This window comes from Kitasatospora sp. NPDC017646 (assembly GCF_044329365.1).
GTDB lineage: Bacteria > Actinomycetota > Actinomycetes > Streptomycetales > Streptomycetaceae > Kitasatospora.
In genome coordinates this window covers 1-15,197 of the sequence record NZ_JBIRJC010000083.1, presented here as the reverse complement: position 1 = coordinate 15,197, position 15,197 = coordinate 1, and the positions used below count along the sequence as shown (strand labels likewise).

The following is a 15,197-nucleotide window of genomic DNA, read 5'->3' as shown; positions in this document are numbered from 1 at the left end:
CGGGCGCGACGTCGAGGGTGATGTCGTCCAGCACGTGGGTCCGGGCGCCCGGGCGGCCGAAGGACTTGTGCACGTGCGAGATCCGGACGGCGGGCACGCCGCCCGCCACACGGCCGGTCACGGCCTGTGGAGTGGTCAGGACCGGGGTCAAAGGGCACCTCCTGGATCGCTGGGGTCCTGCGGCCGGGCGCCAAGCCTTTCCGCTGCTCTCACCGCTCGCGGTAGGCGATCTCGACCGCGTACCCGGCCAACTCGCTCTGCCACGGAGGGTCCAGATCAGCGGTCCGGACGGCGATCTGTGCCTCCCGGACCAGTCCGCCGATGCGCTCCTCCACCGCGGCCCGGGCGCCGGTTGCCGCCAGCCGCTCGCCGAGCTCCGCGGGATCCCCGCTGCGGACGAGCTCGCCGATCCGCTCGTCGTGCTGCATCGCCGCCGACAGCAGCAGCGTCATCCGAGCGTTCCCGAAGTCCTGTCGGGCGGGCTTTCCGCTGAGCGAGCTGTCACCGAACGCGTCGATCAGGTCGTCGCGCAGCTGGAAGGCCTCGCCCAGAGCCGCCCCGTAGGCCTCGAACGGCGTGGCGAGATCGGGCCGGTCGGCCAGCGCGGCTCCGAGCAGCAGCGGCCGCATGATCGTGTACCGACCGGACTTCAGGTCGGCGACCACTCGGGCGAGCCGGGGATCGGGGACTCCCTCGGCCGCCGCGGAGAGATCGAGCATCTGACCGGCGACCAGCTCGGTCCGCAGCTCGAACCAGTCCGCCTTCGCGGCCGCGGGCAGGTCCGCCATGAGCTGGTCGGCGTACACCCAGGCCAGATCACCGGCCAGGATCGCGACCGACTCGCCGTACCGAGCGGCTCCGCCCTGCCAGCGGTGGGCCCGGTGGATGCGGGTCTGCGCGGTGTGGACCGTCGGCCGGGCCCGTCTCTCCTCGGACTCGCCATGATGTCGTCGTGGATGAGGGCCGCGGCGTGCAGCAGTTCCAGCGCCGCCGCTGCCCGCACCGGCGCCTCGTCCGGCCGCCCGCCCGCCCGCAGCGAGATAGCCGGCCAGGCAGAACCGCGGGCGGAGCCGCTTGCCACCCGCGGCGATCAGCCGAGCCACCTCCCGGACCGGCACGGCAGCCCGATCGTCGATCCCGGCCCACCGCGCCAATTGATCGGAGAGGAGACCGGCGAGCAGGTCCTCGACCTGGCGCAGCATCGTCCGGAGGCCGTCCGCCGGTTCGGGGCGCCTCTCCCGCGCGGCGGGCCGCGGCATCGCGGGCGCCAGAACGGTGCCGAGGGGCAGTGGTCGCGATTCGGTGGTCACGGTCGGTGGGCTCCCCTGGCCTGGACGAACATGCGTGGTTCCCGTGGCCGGAGGGTGGAGGCCGCGACCGGCGCCGCCGGGTGGTCGGACGTCGGTCGCAGTCGCCAGCGGCCGACCAGCGTGGCGAGAGCGATCATCATCTCGACGTGGGCGAAGGACTCTCCGATGCACTTGCGGACACCCGTGCCGAACGGCAAGTAGGCGTCCCGGGGGACTTCCCGGGCCCGCTCCGGCAGCCAGCGGTCGGGGTCGAAGCGGCCGGGGTCGGCGAAGGAGGCCGGGTCGCGGTGGAGGCCGTACGGGCTGAAGAAGACGTCGACACCGGACGGGATGCGATGGCTGCCGAGCCGGACGTCGTCCACGGCCCGGCGGGTCAGGATCCAGCCGACCGGGTACATCCGCAGGACCTCCTGCACCACCCGGGTCAGGTACGGCAGCCGGGGGAGGTCGGCGTACGCGGCCGGCCGGCCCGCCAGGACTTCGTCGACCTCGTCGTGCACCCGCCGTTCCACCTCGGGGTGCACGGCCAACATGATCAGCGCCCAGTGCAGCACGGTGGCGGAGGTCTCCGTCCCGGCGACCATCATCGAGCGGATCTCGTCGTGGATCTGCCGGTCGTCCATGCCGTCGCCGGTGTCAGGGTCCCGGTCCAGGAGCAGCGACAGCAGGTCGCCGTGGTCGGTGCCCTCGTCCCGGTACTTCCGAATCAGCCCGTCGACGAGGTCGTACAGGCGCCGCAGGGCCGCTTCCTCCCTGCGGTTCACCGGGAGCGGCAGCCGGTGGACGAACCCGACCGGGATGAAGGCCCGCCTGGCCACGCCGGCCACCAGCAGCGGGAGCGAGCGCCGGATCTCGGTCGCCGTCTCCGGGGCGAGCCCGCGGAAGAGCGTGTCGGCCAGGATGTCCATGGTCAGGTCGTGCAGGTCCCTGGCGAGGTCGACGGCGGCGCCGTCCTGCCAGCTGTCGCGCAGCCGGGCCGCCAGGTCGGAGACCGTGACCGCGTACGACGCCACCCGGGTGTGCGCGAAAGCCGGTTGGGTCAGTCGCCGCTGGCGCAGGTGGAGGGCGCCGTTGGATGCTGCCAGCCCGTTGCCGAGCAACCGGGCGGAGTGCTTGAACAGCGGGCCGCCCTTCTCGAAGTGCCGTTGCTTCCCGACCAGCAGCTCCCGCACCAGCCCGGGGGCGTTCACCATGTACGCCGCCCTGGTGCCCATCCGGAAGGCGACGATCTCGCCGTGGTCGCGGAGCGACTCGACGAAGCCGAGCGGACTGCGGAGCATCTCCAGGCTGTGCCCGAGCAGGGGCACACCGCCGGGCAGTCGGGGGCAGGGCAGTGCCGGGTCGGGCGCTCTGTGGTCGATCACCATGACGTCCCCCTAGACGATGGTCAGATAGCGCGGTCGCCGGGCCGGGACACCGGCACGCGCGCCCTGCGCGGAGTAGCGTGAGGTCGCGGCGCTCCAGTCGTAGGTCACCCTCAACTGGTGCTGCATCGCGAGGACATGACGATCAGTCACACCTTGCTCGGCGGCGCCGAGCCCCATCCGCTCGCACAGCGCGGGTATCCCGTCCGCCACCCGCAGGAATCGCGTCGAGCGCTCGTGCACCCAGCGCCGGATTCGCTCGATCGCCGCCGCCCGGTCCAGGCCCTCCCGGCGCTCCAGGACGAGCACCAGGTTGTGGGTGTCCCCCCGGGCCTGTTCGTGCTCCACCGAGTGGACGTCGTTGCAGCAGGCGAGGATCTCGATCTGCAGCCGGGCCAGTTCGCGGACGGGGGCGCTGGCCAGCACCTGGTCGGGGACCTCGTAGCGTCCCGCCCGTTCGGCGGCGTCGAGGTAGACGTACATGGCCATCGTCTCCCTCCGGAGCGCGAAGTACTCGGCCGTCGTGGGCACCGATCCTTCGTGGCGGGCCTCAGCCTCGGCGAGGAACGAGCGGAGGAAGCGGTGCCAGTTGGCGCGGGCCCGGACCTGCCAACTGGGGGACATCGGCCGGGCCATGCGGCCCCAGAGGTCGGCTGTGGCCTCGGCGAGCGGGCCCGCCGGGTGCCGGCCCGCCGGGCCCGGCGGCCGATCCCCCACGGACGCGGACAGCGCCGCCACGGCCGCCCTGGCGGTGTCGGGGTGGTCCCCGGCTGTGCCGTCGAAGAAGTCGTCGCAGATCGCCGTCCAGGTGATGACGTCGGTCATGACGTCGAGGTCGGCGCCCCGTGCCCCGGGGCCGAATCCGGTGGCCACGTCGTCCAGCCGCAAGCTCAGGAAGTAGTCGGCGGCCTGCTCGGTGCGAGGGAGGAGGCCCAGCTCGCAGGCCCATTCCACACCGCGTGCGCGGGCCCGCTCGACCGCCTGGGGGGCGGTGCACGGCGCGGGGAACGGCAGGTGGAAATCGATGTCGACGGGCATGAGCCCACTCCCCCTTCGTGGGTGTCAGGCCGAGAGCACGGCCGCGGTGAAGGTGAAACCCATCCCGGTGCCGATCAGGACGATGCGGTCCCCCGGCGCCACCAGCTCGTGGCGGACGAGGTGGTCCAGGCTGAGCAGCTGGTCGACCGAGCCGAGGTGGCCGGTGCGCAGGCCGAACTCGAACAGGGTGCGGCTCGGGTCGAGGCCGAGCGGCTCGACGAAGCCCGACTCGAACAGCCGGCGGCCGACGAAGGGCGGGATCACCCAGCGGGCGTCGCCGATGGTGGTCTCCGCCTCGTCCAGCGCCGTCTTCACGACCCGGCGCACCGCGTCCACCGACCGCTGGCGGGCCTGCCTCGGCGTCATCTCCCCCTGCGCGAAGAACTCCCGGGCCCGACGGCGCATGGGCAGGGTCTCGACGGCCGTCGGCGAAACGGTGTGGAACGGCTCGTCACCGCGCTGCAGCCCCTCCAGCGTGGTGTCCGAGTACGAGGAGACCGACAGGACGCGCAGCTTCCCGCCGCCGCGACCGAGGAGCGCCGCCGCCGCACCGTCGCCGAACGCCATCCCGGAGTCGATGTTCCACCGGTCGACGCCCGGGAGCCCGAACCGGTCGGCGACGGTGAGCAGCGCGGCCGACAGGTCGGGGCGCCCCGCCAGCATGCTGCCGGCGAGCTCCAGGCACGCCAGCGAGCTGTTCGACAGCGCGGAGGCCTGCATGGACAGTCCGTGCACGGTCTCGCCGAGCAGCCGGCGGGCGATCCAGCAGGCGGCCGGCCACATGTCCAGCCCCTGGAAGTAGGTGCTGCCGTGCAGGTGCAGCGTCTCGGCCGAAGGGGCGGATCCGGCGGCGTCCAGCGCCGCCCGGCCCGCCCGTACGGCCATCTCGGGCGGGGCGAGCTCCGCCCGAGAGACCGACAGCGTGCCGGCCTCGCGGGCGTCCTTCTCCGCGTAGTGCCCGGCAGCGACGTCCGGTCCGACCGGGACGAGCTCGCCGAGGAAACTTCCGGTTCCCTGGATCCAGAGGTCATCGAAGCGCATCTGTTCCCACTTCCTCGCGCCCGGTGCGGGACCGGGCCCATTGCCGCAGCCCCACCGCGTTGGAGGCGAACCCGCCCATGACGGCGAAGCGCTCCGGGTCGTCGGCGGGCATGCTCTCGTCGGCCGCGAAGCGGCGCAGCAGTTCGGCTTCCAGTTCTGCCTCGTCGCCCGCCGCCAGCCGCTCGGCCACCGAGCACCAGCGCCGCAGGCGCTGCTCGGCGTCGTCGAGGAAGGCGGCCGGGTCGCCCGGGTCCCCGAAGTGGGTGAGCAGCAGGCGGTTGGGCTTCAGTTCGGCCATCCGCCGCATGCCCGCCACCGTCGCGTCCCGGTCGAAGTGGGGCGGCGGGCAGGCCGGGCGGGCGGAGGTCATGCCGTCCACCCGCACCCCGGCCGCGTCGCCCGCGAACAGCACGCCGGTACTGTCGTCCCGCACCACCAGGTGGTGCGGGGCGTGGCCCGGCGTGTGGACCACGCGCAGGCGGCGGTCGCCGAGGTCGATCTCCTCGCCGTCCTCCACCGCCCGGATGCGCTGCGGCTCCACCGGCGTCATCGGGCCGTACACGGTGTCCATCAGATCGCCGTGCACGGCCCGGGCGCTGGCCGTCAGCCGCTCAGGATCGGCCAGGTGCCGGGCTCCTCGGGGGTGGACCACAACGGTGGCCGACGGGAAGCGGCGGGCGAGTTCCCCGGCGCCCCCGGCGTGGTCGAGGTGGACGTGGGTCACCACGATCCACGCCAGGTCGTGCGGACCGATCCCGTGGGCCTCCAGTGCCCGCCGGGTGCGCTCGGCCGACAGCCCGGTGCCCGACTCGACGAGTGCGGCACGCACGGCCTCGCCCCGGGCGATCGGCGGCAGCCAGCGTGCCAGCTGCTCGGCGGTGCCGTTGGCGGCCAGCACGCCGCTGATGAGGGCGGCGTTGAGGACCGGGTAGCAGACCGAGAGATCGGCCCGGGCGAGCTCCTCCAGCGCGATCCCGGTGCTGACCGCGTCGCGGCCCTGGCCGCCGTACTCGGCCGGGACCCGAAGCGCGAACAGCCCTTCGGCGGCGAGGTCCTCGATCAGGCCGGGCCGGTAGTGGCCGGCCCGGCCGCACCTGGAGGCCGGGCAAGAATCCGATCAAGGTCGACTGCCACACCTTCACCACCAGCGACCAGCCCGTCGCCATCCCTTACGGGATCTACGACATCGCCACCAACACCGGCTGGGTCAACGTCGGGACCGACCACGCCACCGCCGAGTTCGCAGTCGAGTTCCATACGCCGCTGGTGGCAGCGCCGCGGACGGGTGCACCACCCGAACGCCACCCGGCTGCTGATCACCGCCGACGCCGGCGGCTCCAACGATCCCCGCCGCTGGACCTGGAAGAAGCACTTGGCCGCCTTCGCCCTGGAGAACGGCCTGGAGATCACGGTCTGCCACTTCCCACCAGGCACACAGTGCCGTTGCTTGAATTCGAGAACAACTGCCGCGGAACGGGTGACGGTGTCGGGGCGGGGTCGTTGGTCCGGTTGTGCATCCGTGGAGTGGCTTGTCCGACGAGGTACGGCTTGGTGTCCTGACCGAGTGGGTGCCGCCGGGGTTGGTGGACCAGGCGCTGGCGGAGTGCCGTCGGCGGGACCGGCGTCCGGGGGCGCTGCCGTCCCGGTTCATGGTCTACTACGTGCTCGCGTTGGCGCTGTTCCATCAGGACTCCTACGACGATGTCGCGGAGAACCTGGTGGGTGCATGGCCGGATATGCACGAGGCGATCCCGAACAAGTCCTCGTTCACGCGGGCTCGGCGGCGGCTGGGCGAGGCGGCGCTGGAGGCGGTGTTCCGGAAGCTGGCCGGGCCGGTGGCGCCGCTGGGGCTTTCGGGTGCGTTCTACCGTGGGATGCGGGTCGCGGCGGTGGACGGGTTCGTGCTGGATGCGCCGGACACACCGGCCAACCGGGCCGAGCTGGGCGGGCTCCTGGACGTGCGAGGTAACCCGGCCGGGTTCCCGCAGGTGCGGGTGGTGACCTTTACGGAGGCCGCGACGCACGCGTCGGTGGACGCCCGGGTGGGCGCATTCAGCGGCGGGAAACGGGAGTTGGCGGTGGCGATGGCTGGCAGCGCGGCGGGGATGCTCGTCATCATGGATCGCGGCTTCCCAGACGTCGAGCTGTGGAAGGCCTACACGCGGGCCGGGGCTCACCTGCTCCTGCGGGCCCGCTCAAGCGTGGCCCGCCGCCCGGTCGAGCACCTGCCGGACGGCACCTACCTGGCGCGGATGAACCTGGCCGGACAGAAGGGGAACCACCCCGGCGGGGTGTTGGTGCGCGTCATCGAGTACCAGGTCGACGGCGGCGAGGTCATCCGCCTGCTGACCGATCTGATGGACCCTGACGCCTTCCCCGCCGCGGAGTTGGCGGCCCTGTATCACGAGCGCTGGAAAGCGGAGACCGCCTATCGGCAGATCAAGACGTTCCAGCGCGGTGGTCTGGCGATCCTGCGCTCCGCCGACCCGGAACTGGCGCGCCAGGAGGCGTGGGCGCACTTGATCATCCATCACTGCCTGACTCGGATCGTCATGCGCGTCGCCGACCGCCGCCGGCTCGACCCCGACCGGATCTCCTTCCTCAAGATCCTCAAGCACGTCCGGCGCAGCGTGGTCCGGCAGAGCCAGCACACCCCGGCCAGGATGAAGCAGTTCCTGGCGAACATGGCAGCGAAAGTCCGCCGCAAGCTCGACAGCGGCCCCAGGCGGCCCAGGGAAGCCGACCGGCTCCTGAAACGCGCCGACGGTCGCTACTCAATCCGCAAGGCAGGTCAACCACGTCGACCGACCCGACGTGTCCCAGCGAAGACCATCACCCTGAACCCTGTGATAGTTCACTGAGTCAAGCAACGGCATTGACCAGGCACATCGAAGTGGAACAAGATCGAACACCGAATGTTCTGCCATATCACCGCGAACTGGCGCGGCCGGCCGCTCACCAGCTACGAGGTCGTCATCGAGACCATCGCCGCGACGACCACCCGGACCGGGCTGACCATCGGCGCCGAGCTGGACACCGGCAGCTATCGCCTGGGCTCCACAGTGACCGCTGCCGAGTTCCAGGCCCTGCCGATCACGCCCGATGCGTTCCACGGCGACTGGAACTACACGCTGGCACCCGTTCCACCGCGTCCTCCGGAGGCGCCGGCGGCTGCCCGACGGATCGCCCCCGAGCTGACCGAGATGCTCAGCGATCCGGCCCTGACCGGCATGTCACGGTCCGACTTCGAGCGCCTGGTGGCAGCCTCCGAGCCGTACTGGGACGCCCTCGCCGAGGCAGCCTTCCAGCGACGCTTCCACCGCCCGCGCAGCTACCTCCACCCGCAGACCAGCAGCCTCGACCACTATCACCGCCTCCTGTCGGCGCTGTTACGCCGCCGCAGAGCGATCACCAGCACCCTCCTGGCCCAGCTGCTGGGCGTCACCCGCACCAACCTCTCCAACCAGTTCCAGGACGGCCACCGCCTCCTGGACCTGCACCGCATCGTCGTCACACCCCTGCCCGGGTCACCAGCCCGGACCCTCGAACAGCTCAGAGTCCGTCTGCCTGACGAAAACCACCAGGAAGATCAAAACTGACGGATATTCAGATACAAGCCCCGGTCGCACCGAGAATTGCCAGATCGGCGTCTTCGCCGCCTACGCCTCCGCCAAGGGCCATGCGCTGGTCGACCGCGAGCTCTACCTCCCCAAGTCCTGGACCGAGGGCCGGGAACGCTGCCGGAGCGCCCGCGTCCCCGACGACCGCGACTTCGCCACCAAGCTCGAACTGGCACGAACCATGATCGAGCGGGCTCTGGCCTCGCCGCTGCCGATCGCCTGGGTCACCGCGGACTCCGCCTACGGCCAGGACTCCCGCTTCCGCCGATGCCTCGAAGACGCCCAGCTCTCCTATGTCGTCGCGGTGCCCAAGTCCCAACAGGTCCACGGCCCGCGCATCGACCACCTCTTCACCAAGCACCGGCCGAGGCGTGGCAGCGCCTGTCCGCCGGCCCGGGAGCCAAGGGCGAGCGCCTCTACGACTGGGCCGCCGCCCGCCTCCCGGCGGTATGGGAGTTCGACGGTGACCAGCCCACCCGACAACGCTGGATGCTCGCCCGCCGCAGCATCGCCAGGCCCGACGAGATCGCCTACTACCTGGCCTGTGCTCCCCTGGACACCACCGTCGCGCACCTGGCCCGTATCGCCGGAAGCCGCTGGAAGATCGAGGAATGCTTCCAGAGCGCGAAGAACGAGTGTGGCCTGGACCACTACGAGGTCCGCCGCTTCGTGGGCTGGTACCGGCACATCACCTTGGCGATGCTCGCCCACGCGTTCCTGGCCGTCATGGCCGCCCAGGAGCGCGAAAAGGGGGTGACCGACACGACACGCCCGACCTCGTGGACCTCACACCGGCCGAGATTCGCCGTCTGCTGGCAACTCGACCCCGCTACCATCCTGCGTCCCGCAACCACACCCTGACCTGGTCCGCCTGGCGCCGCCGACATCAGGCATACGCACGTCGCTGCCATTACAAGCGGCGCGGGCACTCGTTCGCGCGACATCCTGGCGAACACCCCTCCGCCCCTGGCACAGCCCGGCTACACTCCCGACCACCAGGCCGCTGACCAGGGAAAGCGGAGAACTCTCACTGGAGTACTAGCAGCCGTTGAGCCTGTCGGCGCGCACTTGATCGACGGAATGAAGCGTCAAGTACAAACGTCATAGCCACAATCGGCGATCACAATGAGCAACCATCTATCCCATTGTGGCGATAATCAAATCGGACATACAGGCAGGATGCAGGCATACGGTTACCAGTGCACAACGCCGAGCAGCATCAGACCTCGGCACAGGACCGTGAAACCGTGAGACGAATGTGAGAGGTGCGCCCCAGAGCGCGCCGAAGGCCGCTTCCTCACGAAGGAGAAAACGGCCTCTGACCTGCGACAATGGAGCGAACTCCAGTCGGGACGACAGGATTTGAACCTGCGACCCCTTGACCCCCAGCGGTCGAACGGGCATCCGACTGATGCTCACCAGTCCCAATCGCGTAGGTCAGGGCCTATCCCGTCCAACCCGCATGACGTCTGATGCCACCTCATGACATCCAGTCCGTGAGAGGCGTGTGAGAAGCAGCAACGCGAGCGGGAGTACGCAGGTGACTTGCCGCACACTCCCGCGTGTAAGGATGTTCCACTTCCTCCGGAGTCCCCGTGGGTGAAGCGTGGCCCGTCGTCCGGGCCAGGGCGAACTCGGGCCGCCACCAGCGTGCGTCCCCCGTAACCTGCCGCAGGGATCAGGCGTCCGTCCAGGTGTGTCCGGCCCGCTCCAGTCGTCCTCGACCCGCTGCCAGGTGGGTGAGGGTGCGGGGAAGATCGCTCAACGGCTCGCAGAGGGCCCGGACCACCAGGTCCAGGCCGGCCGGCGGAATCCCGCGGGGGGCCAGCACACCGGCGAGGAACACCAGGAAGTCCGTGAAAACGCGCGGGTCGTCGACGAAGACACCGGCGGCGAGGAAGTCCACCAGGAACCCCAGGTCCTCGACAGCGGCCTCGTACCGGTCGTCGGCACATCGGCGCATCGGTGGGAAGCGTCGGCGCAGGTGGTCGACCAGGTGCCGCAGAAGGTCAGCGCGGCGGCTGACGAGTTGGGCGTACTCCCCGTCAGCCAGGTGGTCCAGTGCGGGCGCCCCGGTCAGCGGCGGCGGCCACTGCTCCACCAGCAGGTCGGCGGCGTCCGCCGCGGTGCGCGCGTACAGGTCGGCACCCAGTGCGCGAGCCCAGATGCCGTCCGGTCCGAAGCCGGCCCCACCGACCAGGACCGGTACACGCGCCAGTCGGCACGCCTCGATCGTGCGGTACACCTGGGGCAGGCGCACCGCCAGCATGCACGACAGGGCGATCAGATCAGAGCCGTTCTGATGCAGATACGAGACCAGCTGTGCGGTGGGTACACCGGCGCCGAGGAACCGAACCGCGAAGCCGCGCAGCCGTAGCACCTCCGCAACGATATGGGCGGGCAGGGTGTGCCATTCCCCGTCCGGACAGGCCACCACCACGCTCCCGAGAGGATGGTCGGGGACCACGGTCGCGGCGGCGAGTGCGGAGACGGCCCGGTTGCTGACATGCGTGGCCGCGTGTTCCTGGGCCACACTCCACTCGTTGGTCACCCAGTGCTCGCCGACCGCTGCCTGGGCGGGTGCGATCAGGTCGAGCAGCACGTCCTCGGCGCTGACGCCGCCGGCGAGAAGGTCCAGGACGAGCCCCACGGCGGCGGTCTCGTCCGCTCGGGCCAGGTGGTCGTCGAAGGCCGTGCGGACGCTCTCGATGACGTCGGAGCACTCGGCGGTCACCGTGGGTGCTCCACGTCCGCCGACGGCGCAAGGGCGGGAGCCTGCACGGCGAGAACGGCGACGTCGTCGTGGTCGCCTCCGGCCAGCCACTGCCCGGTGCGCAGGTCGATACGCTCGGCGACCGCGCCGGCCGGCATGCCGAGGCAGGCGGCCAGGTCGCGCATCAACCGCCGTTCGCCGTACATCTCCTGCTCCGTCGGCCCACCGCGCGCCTCGGTCACACCGTCGCTGTACAACAGCAACAGCTCGCCGGCCGCCAGCCGGATCCCCATCTGGTGGAAGTCCGGGTCGGGCAGGGCGCCGACCAGCGTCCCACCGATGTGCACCTCGTCCACCCTGCCGTCCTTGCGCAGCACCAGGGGTGGCAAATGCCCGCCACCTGCCACCACGACATCCAGCCCGCCCTCCCGCGCCGAGCCGGCGGATCCCGTCACCAGTGTCGTGAAGGGAGTGGGACCTCCCTCCAGAAGCGCCTCGTTGAGCAGCTGCAGCATCCTCACGGGCCGGGATTCCACCAGCGCCAGCGACCGGAGGCTCTGCCGCACCCGTCCGGCGAACACGGCCGCCTCGACTCCCTTGCCGCAGACGTCGCCGAAGAAGAACCTGACACCGCCCTCGGCGTCCGCCCGGACCTGGTAGAAGTCACCGCCGAGCCGCAAGGTTTCGCGGGCGGGCCGGTACGCGGCCCCGAGGTGGACCCCCGCCACGTGGGGTAGCGGGTCGGGTTCCAGCCCTTCCTGCAGCACGGCAGCGGTGTGCACCTGTTCGGCGTAGAAGGTCGCGGCCGCCAGCGCGATGCTCGCACGAGCAGCGAACTGCCGCGCCAGCTCGACGTCCGCCGCGCCGAAGCCCGTCCGCTGCGGCCCGTGCGCCAGCACCAGTACGCCGGCCGGCATCCCGGGCCCGGGGAGCGTGACCACGAGGGCCCGACCGTGCGGATTCGGATCCTGCGGCAGCGCTCCGTCCAGCTGCGCCACGTCCTGCCAGTCGCACAGGACGGGATGTTCCACCAGCCCTCTCAGGGCGTGGGCCACCGGCGGGGCCTGGTCCAACGCCGCTGCCGGCAACTGGCCGGCGCACTCGTCCGGCCCGTAGAGGTGCCAGGCTACGCAACGTCCCCGGACCGGCAGGAACAGGATGGCCGTGTCCGCCAGAGCGGGGACCGCCACCCGCACCACCGCACGCACCGTACGGCCGTGGTGGAGGGAGGCCGCGAGCTGCTTCCCCGCCTCCGCCAGGAAGGCGGAGCGGGCCCGCTCGGCCATCAGCTCGTTCTGGCGCTCATGGACCGCGCTGTCGTCGCGCACCAACCACACACAGTGACCGGCGAGAGTCCCGTGGCCCTGCAGCACCACCCGGTGCCCTGACAACCGACGCCCGTCGGAGACGGTCTCGAAGCAGTCCGCCCCCTCGGCCATGGCACGCGACAGCGGCCCGTGGAGCGGCTCACCGATGCGCAGCTGAGGGAAGAGTCGTTCCGCCTGGACGTTGCACCAGCCCGGCAACCCGGCCGCGTCGCAGACCACGACGGCCTGATCCACTAGATTCAGCAACCTCGCGGACACCCCGGCCGGCAGCTCTGGTGTCGCCGGCGTGGCACGCGGCCTCTCCTGTCGGCGCGACGCAGCAGGCGAACCAAGCACCGAAAGACCTGGTACCTGCTTCCGCCACGGTGTCTCGCGGCCGCCGCTGGTCACTGCCGCCCGCTCACGCTGTCGTCGGCCACGGCGGCGGCGCACAGGCGACCTGCCGCATGGCAAGGCAGGTTGTCCATCAGCTGGATCACCGCCTTCTTCACATCGCCCGAAGACTCCCCCGAAGCAACGGTAGCGCGATCTCGACAGGGCCGTCCTGGGGTCCCGCGGATCACGGCCGGGCGGATGCGCGGGCAGCGACACCAGACTTCCCCTCGCCCGGACGGTCGGCGAAGAATCGGGTCGGGTCTCACCCCGCACGCCGCGGGGCATGTATCCGTTATGCGAGTTCTGGCACCTTCCAGGCGCCGTGAGGCGAAGCGCCGCTGGCCCGCTTACGCGCTGGCTGCGGCTGCGGTGACGGCTACGGCGGTGACCGGCGCGCGAGCCGTGGATCCCAACAGCACCTGGTACGAAACCTTGTCCAAACCTCCATGGCAGCCACCCTTGTGGGCGTTCGGTGCAGTATGGACCCCCTTGTACGGGAGCATCGCCTTCGCCGCCGGGCATGCCGCGAACCGGACAGGTGGCGGCGAGCGCCGTCGGCTGGTCGGGGCACTGGCTGCAAACCTGGCCCTGAACGCGTCCTGGAACTGGCTGTTCTTTGCCGCCAGGAGCCCCCGGGCCGGTCTCGTCGGCACCGCCCTCCTTACCCTGAGCACTCTGGACGTCCTGCGGGTGACCGCCCGCGTCGACCGGACCGCCGCGACGGCCCTGACCCCCTATGCGGCCTGGTGCGCCTTCGCCACCACCCTCAACGCCGACATCGTCCGCCGGAACGGCGGCTGCCGATAAGCCGTCCGGCCTGACGGCCAGCAGCTTCCGCGCCTTCTGGAGCCTCCGATGCCGCTCCTCACCACGGCAAGGCCGCGACTGTCGACTCCGGGGCTAAACAGCGACGGCTCACATCGAAGGACTTCGGGGTCGAACCAGTGGTCCGCGGCATGCGGGTCCGACAGCGCATCCAGAAGGATGGCCGTGGGGCGCGGGTCGTCCGCGGGGAGCGGGGCGAGGGCGGCGCAGGCGCGGATCGCCCGATCTGGGTCGGTGAGCAGGTCGCTGGTGTCCTGTGCCCAGGCGACGAGAGTCAGAACAGCTGCAGCGCGCTCGCGCCGGTCTTTGCCTGTGGTCAGGGTGGTGCGCAGCCGCTCGGCGGCGTCGGGTATCCGGGCACGAAGTTCGGGAGTCTCGAGAAGGTGGCCAGCGGCGCCGACGGCGGCCTCGCGAACGACGAGGTCGGTATCGGCCAGGTAGGGAGCCACCGCCTGGTGGATCGCGGGGCGAGCTGAGCCGGACGTACGCGGCTTCTGGGGCCAGCAGGCGTTGTCAGAGGTGCGTACTGATAACCGCTAAGCTCCTCCGCCATATCCAGAGCCCATGAGTACACCTGTTCCTGCTGCCAGGGCCGCCCCCGCGGGCCGGAAACGCTCTCGCGCCGACGGGTGGAAACGGCCTGGAGTACTTCTTTGTGCTGGCTAATACTGCAACCGCATCTGGGGGTTGTGGCCTCGGCGTTTGTAGTGGGAGCGGCGGGCTCGGGCTTGGCTGCGTCGGCGGAAGCGTGACCAGCGCAGATGGTGTTCGTTGGTGTGGTGGCGGGGTGTGACGACGAGGTGGCCCATCAAGCGGCGGATCTCCGGGACGCTCAGGGGTATGAGCTCGTTTTCGTCGTCGCTGGTGCCCCTTTTGCGGCTTCTTGGGCCCGGAGGGCGGTCAGGTAGGCCAGGGCGGCCATGGCCAGGGTGATGTGCCGGCACCAGGCCCGGTAGAGGCGGACCTGGTAGTGGCCCAGGCCGCACTCGTTCTTCGCGACCTGGAACGATTCCTCTATCGCCCACCTGGCTGCCGCCACCTTGACCAGGTCTTTGAGGCGGGTGGCGACGGGGCCGTAGCAGACGTAGTAGGCGATCTCACTGGGGTCGCTGACGGATCGACGGGCCAGGACCCAGTGTCCGAAGCCGTTCTCCCACACGGGTCGGATCGCGACACGGGCCCAGTCGTAGATCCGCTCGCCGTGCGCGCCCTGGCCACCGGACAGGCGCTTCCACGCCTGCCGGGGCAGCGCGGCGATCAGGGCATCCACCCGGGTGTTCGCCCCGTTGGTGGTGGTCACCGTGTCGTTGACCTTGGTGGCCAGCACGTGGGCGATGTGGCGTTCCTCCAGCCAGAGCCGCAAGTGCTCGACCTGGCCGTACGCCTCGTCCGCGGTGACCCACGCGAACGGTATTCCGGCGTCGATCGCGCGTTGCAGCATCCACTTCAGGTGCTCGTTCTTGGTCGCGAACGGCACCTCGTCCGGGATGAATCGCTGCGGGTTCTGTAGAGACTCTAGGTTGTGGCTGTGACCTGCAGGTTTGGTTGTTGTTGGCTGTAGTACGCGGCTTCGTACTCGACGG

General features: G+C 70.8%; 11 protein-coding genes and 4 pseudogenes. 7 read left to right on the top strand and 8 right to left on the bottom strand.

Going from position 1 to position 15,197, the window contains the following annotated elements; genetic code table 11:
* Window positions 1–209: 209 nt before the first annotated feature.
* From ACH4J0_RS41735 to ACH4J0_RS41715, 5 genes are read right to left on the bottom strand one after another with little or no spacing between them, the layout of a single operon-like run.
* Window positions 210–1,310 (bottom strand): polyprenyl synthetase family protein, encoded by a 1,101-nt coding sequence (locus ACH4J0_RS41735; protein WP_396246424.1) that lies wholly within the window; start codon window positions 1,308–1,310, stop codon window positions 210–212.
* Window positions 1,307–2,677, bottom strand: coding sequence for a cytochrome P450 (locus ACH4J0_RS41730; RefSeq protein ID WP_396246423.1), 1,371 nt, complete (start codon window positions 2,675–2,677; stop codon window positions 1,307–1,309). Before ACH4J0_RS41730 ends, ACH4J0_RS41735 begins: the two co-directional genes overlap by 4 nt.
* 9 nt (window positions 2,678–2,686) lie before the next feature.
* Entirely contained in the window at window positions 2,687–3,712 is a 1,026-nt protein-coding gene (locus ACH4J0_RS41725) for a terpene synthase family protein (protein WP_396246422.1), read from the bottom strand.
* Window positions 3,713–3,736: 24 nt separating this feature from the next.
* The gene (locus tag ACH4J0_RS41720) at window positions 3,737–4,753 is read right to left on the bottom strand and encodes a ketoacyl-ACP synthase III family protein (protein ID WP_396246421.1); all 1,017 of its coding nucleotides are present in this window, start codon (window positions 4,751–4,753) and stop codon (window positions 3,737–3,739) included.
* Complete coding sequence (locus ACH4J0_RS41715; protein ID WP_396246425.1) at window positions 4,740–5,789, bottom strand: MBL fold metallo-hydrolase; 1,050 nt, start codon at window positions 5,787–5,789, stop codon at window positions 4,740–4,742. Before ACH4J0_RS41715 ends, ACH4J0_RS41720 begins: the two co-directional genes overlap by 14 nt.
* A gap of 50 nt (window positions 5,790–5,839) precedes the next feature.
* Here ACH4J0_RS41715 and ACH4J0_RS41710 point away from each other — a divergent pair.
* From ACH4J0_RS41710 to ACH4J0_RS41690, 5 genes and pseudogenes are all read left to right on the top strand, one after another.
* Window positions 5,840–6,188, top strand: a pseudogene (locus tag ACH4J0_RS41710) (ISAzo13 family transposase); the annotation flags it as partial.
* A 94-nt stretch (window positions 6,189–6,282) separates the two neighbouring features.
* Entirely contained in the window at window positions 6,283–7,614 is a 1,332-nt protein-coding gene (locus ACH4J0_RS41705) for an IS4 family transposase (protein ID WP_396246420.1), read from the top strand.
* A gap of 18 nt (window positions 7,615–7,632) precedes the next feature.
* Window positions 7,633–8,324 (top strand): annotated as a pseudogene (locus ACH4J0_RS41700) (ISAzo13 family transposase); the annotation flags it as partial.
* A pseudogene (locus ACH4J0_RS41695) lies at window positions 8,321–8,728 on the top strand (transposase); the annotation flags it as partial. The pseudogenes ACH4J0_RS41700 and ACH4J0_RS41695, both read left to right, overlap by 4 nt.
* A 134-nt stretch (window positions 8,729–8,862) precedes the next feature.
* Complete coding sequence (locus ACH4J0_RS41690; RefSeq protein ID WP_396246419.1) at window positions 8,863–9,234, top strand: hypothetical protein; 372 nt, start codon at window positions 8,863–8,865, stop codon at window positions 9,232–9,234.
* Between the two features lie 817 nt (window positions 9,235–10,051).
* On the opposite strand, the gene ACH4J0_RS41685 is transcribed toward ACH4J0_RS41690, so the two are convergent.
* The gene (locus ACH4J0_RS41685) at window positions 10,052–11,107 is read right to left on the bottom strand and encodes a B12-binding domain-containing protein (RefSeq protein WP_396246418.1); all 1,056 of its coding nucleotides are present in this window, start codon (window positions 11,105–11,107) and stop codon (window positions 10,052–10,054) included.
* On the bottom strand, window positions 11,104–12,648 hold the full coding sequence (locus tag ACH4J0_RS41680; RefSeq protein ID WP_396246417.1) for a SpoIIE family protein phosphatase: 1,545 nt from the start codon (window positions 12,646–12,648) through the stop codon (window positions 11,104–11,106). The genes ACH4J0_RS41685 and ACH4J0_RS41680 overlap by 4 nt, the downstream gene beginning before the upstream one ends.
* A 339-nt stretch (window positions 12,649–12,987) precedes the next feature.
* Between ACH4J0_RS41680 and ACH4J0_RS41675 the strand changes: the two genes are divergently transcribed.
* Together ACH4J0_RS41675 and ACH4J0_RS41670 are read left to right on the top strand one after the other, a co-directional pair.
* Window positions 12,988–13,596, top strand: coding sequence for a TspO/MBR family protein (locus ACH4J0_RS41675; protein ID WP_396246416.1), 609 nt, complete (start codon window positions 12,988–12,990; stop codon window positions 13,594–13,596).
* A gap of 149 nt (window positions 13,597–13,745) precedes the next feature.
* Entirely contained in the window at window positions 13,746–14,090 is a 345-nt protein-coding gene (locus ACH4J0_RS41670; RefSeq protein WP_396246415.1) for a hypothetical protein, read from the top strand.
* Window positions 14,091–14,446: 356 nt separating this feature from the next.
* Here the strand turns inward: ACH4J0_RS41670 and ACH4J0_RS41665 are convergent.
* Window positions 14,447–15,103: pseudogene (locus tag ACH4J0_RS41665) on the bottom strand (IS701 family transposase); the annotation flags it as partial.
* Window positions 15,104–15,197 lie beyond the last annotated feature (94 nt).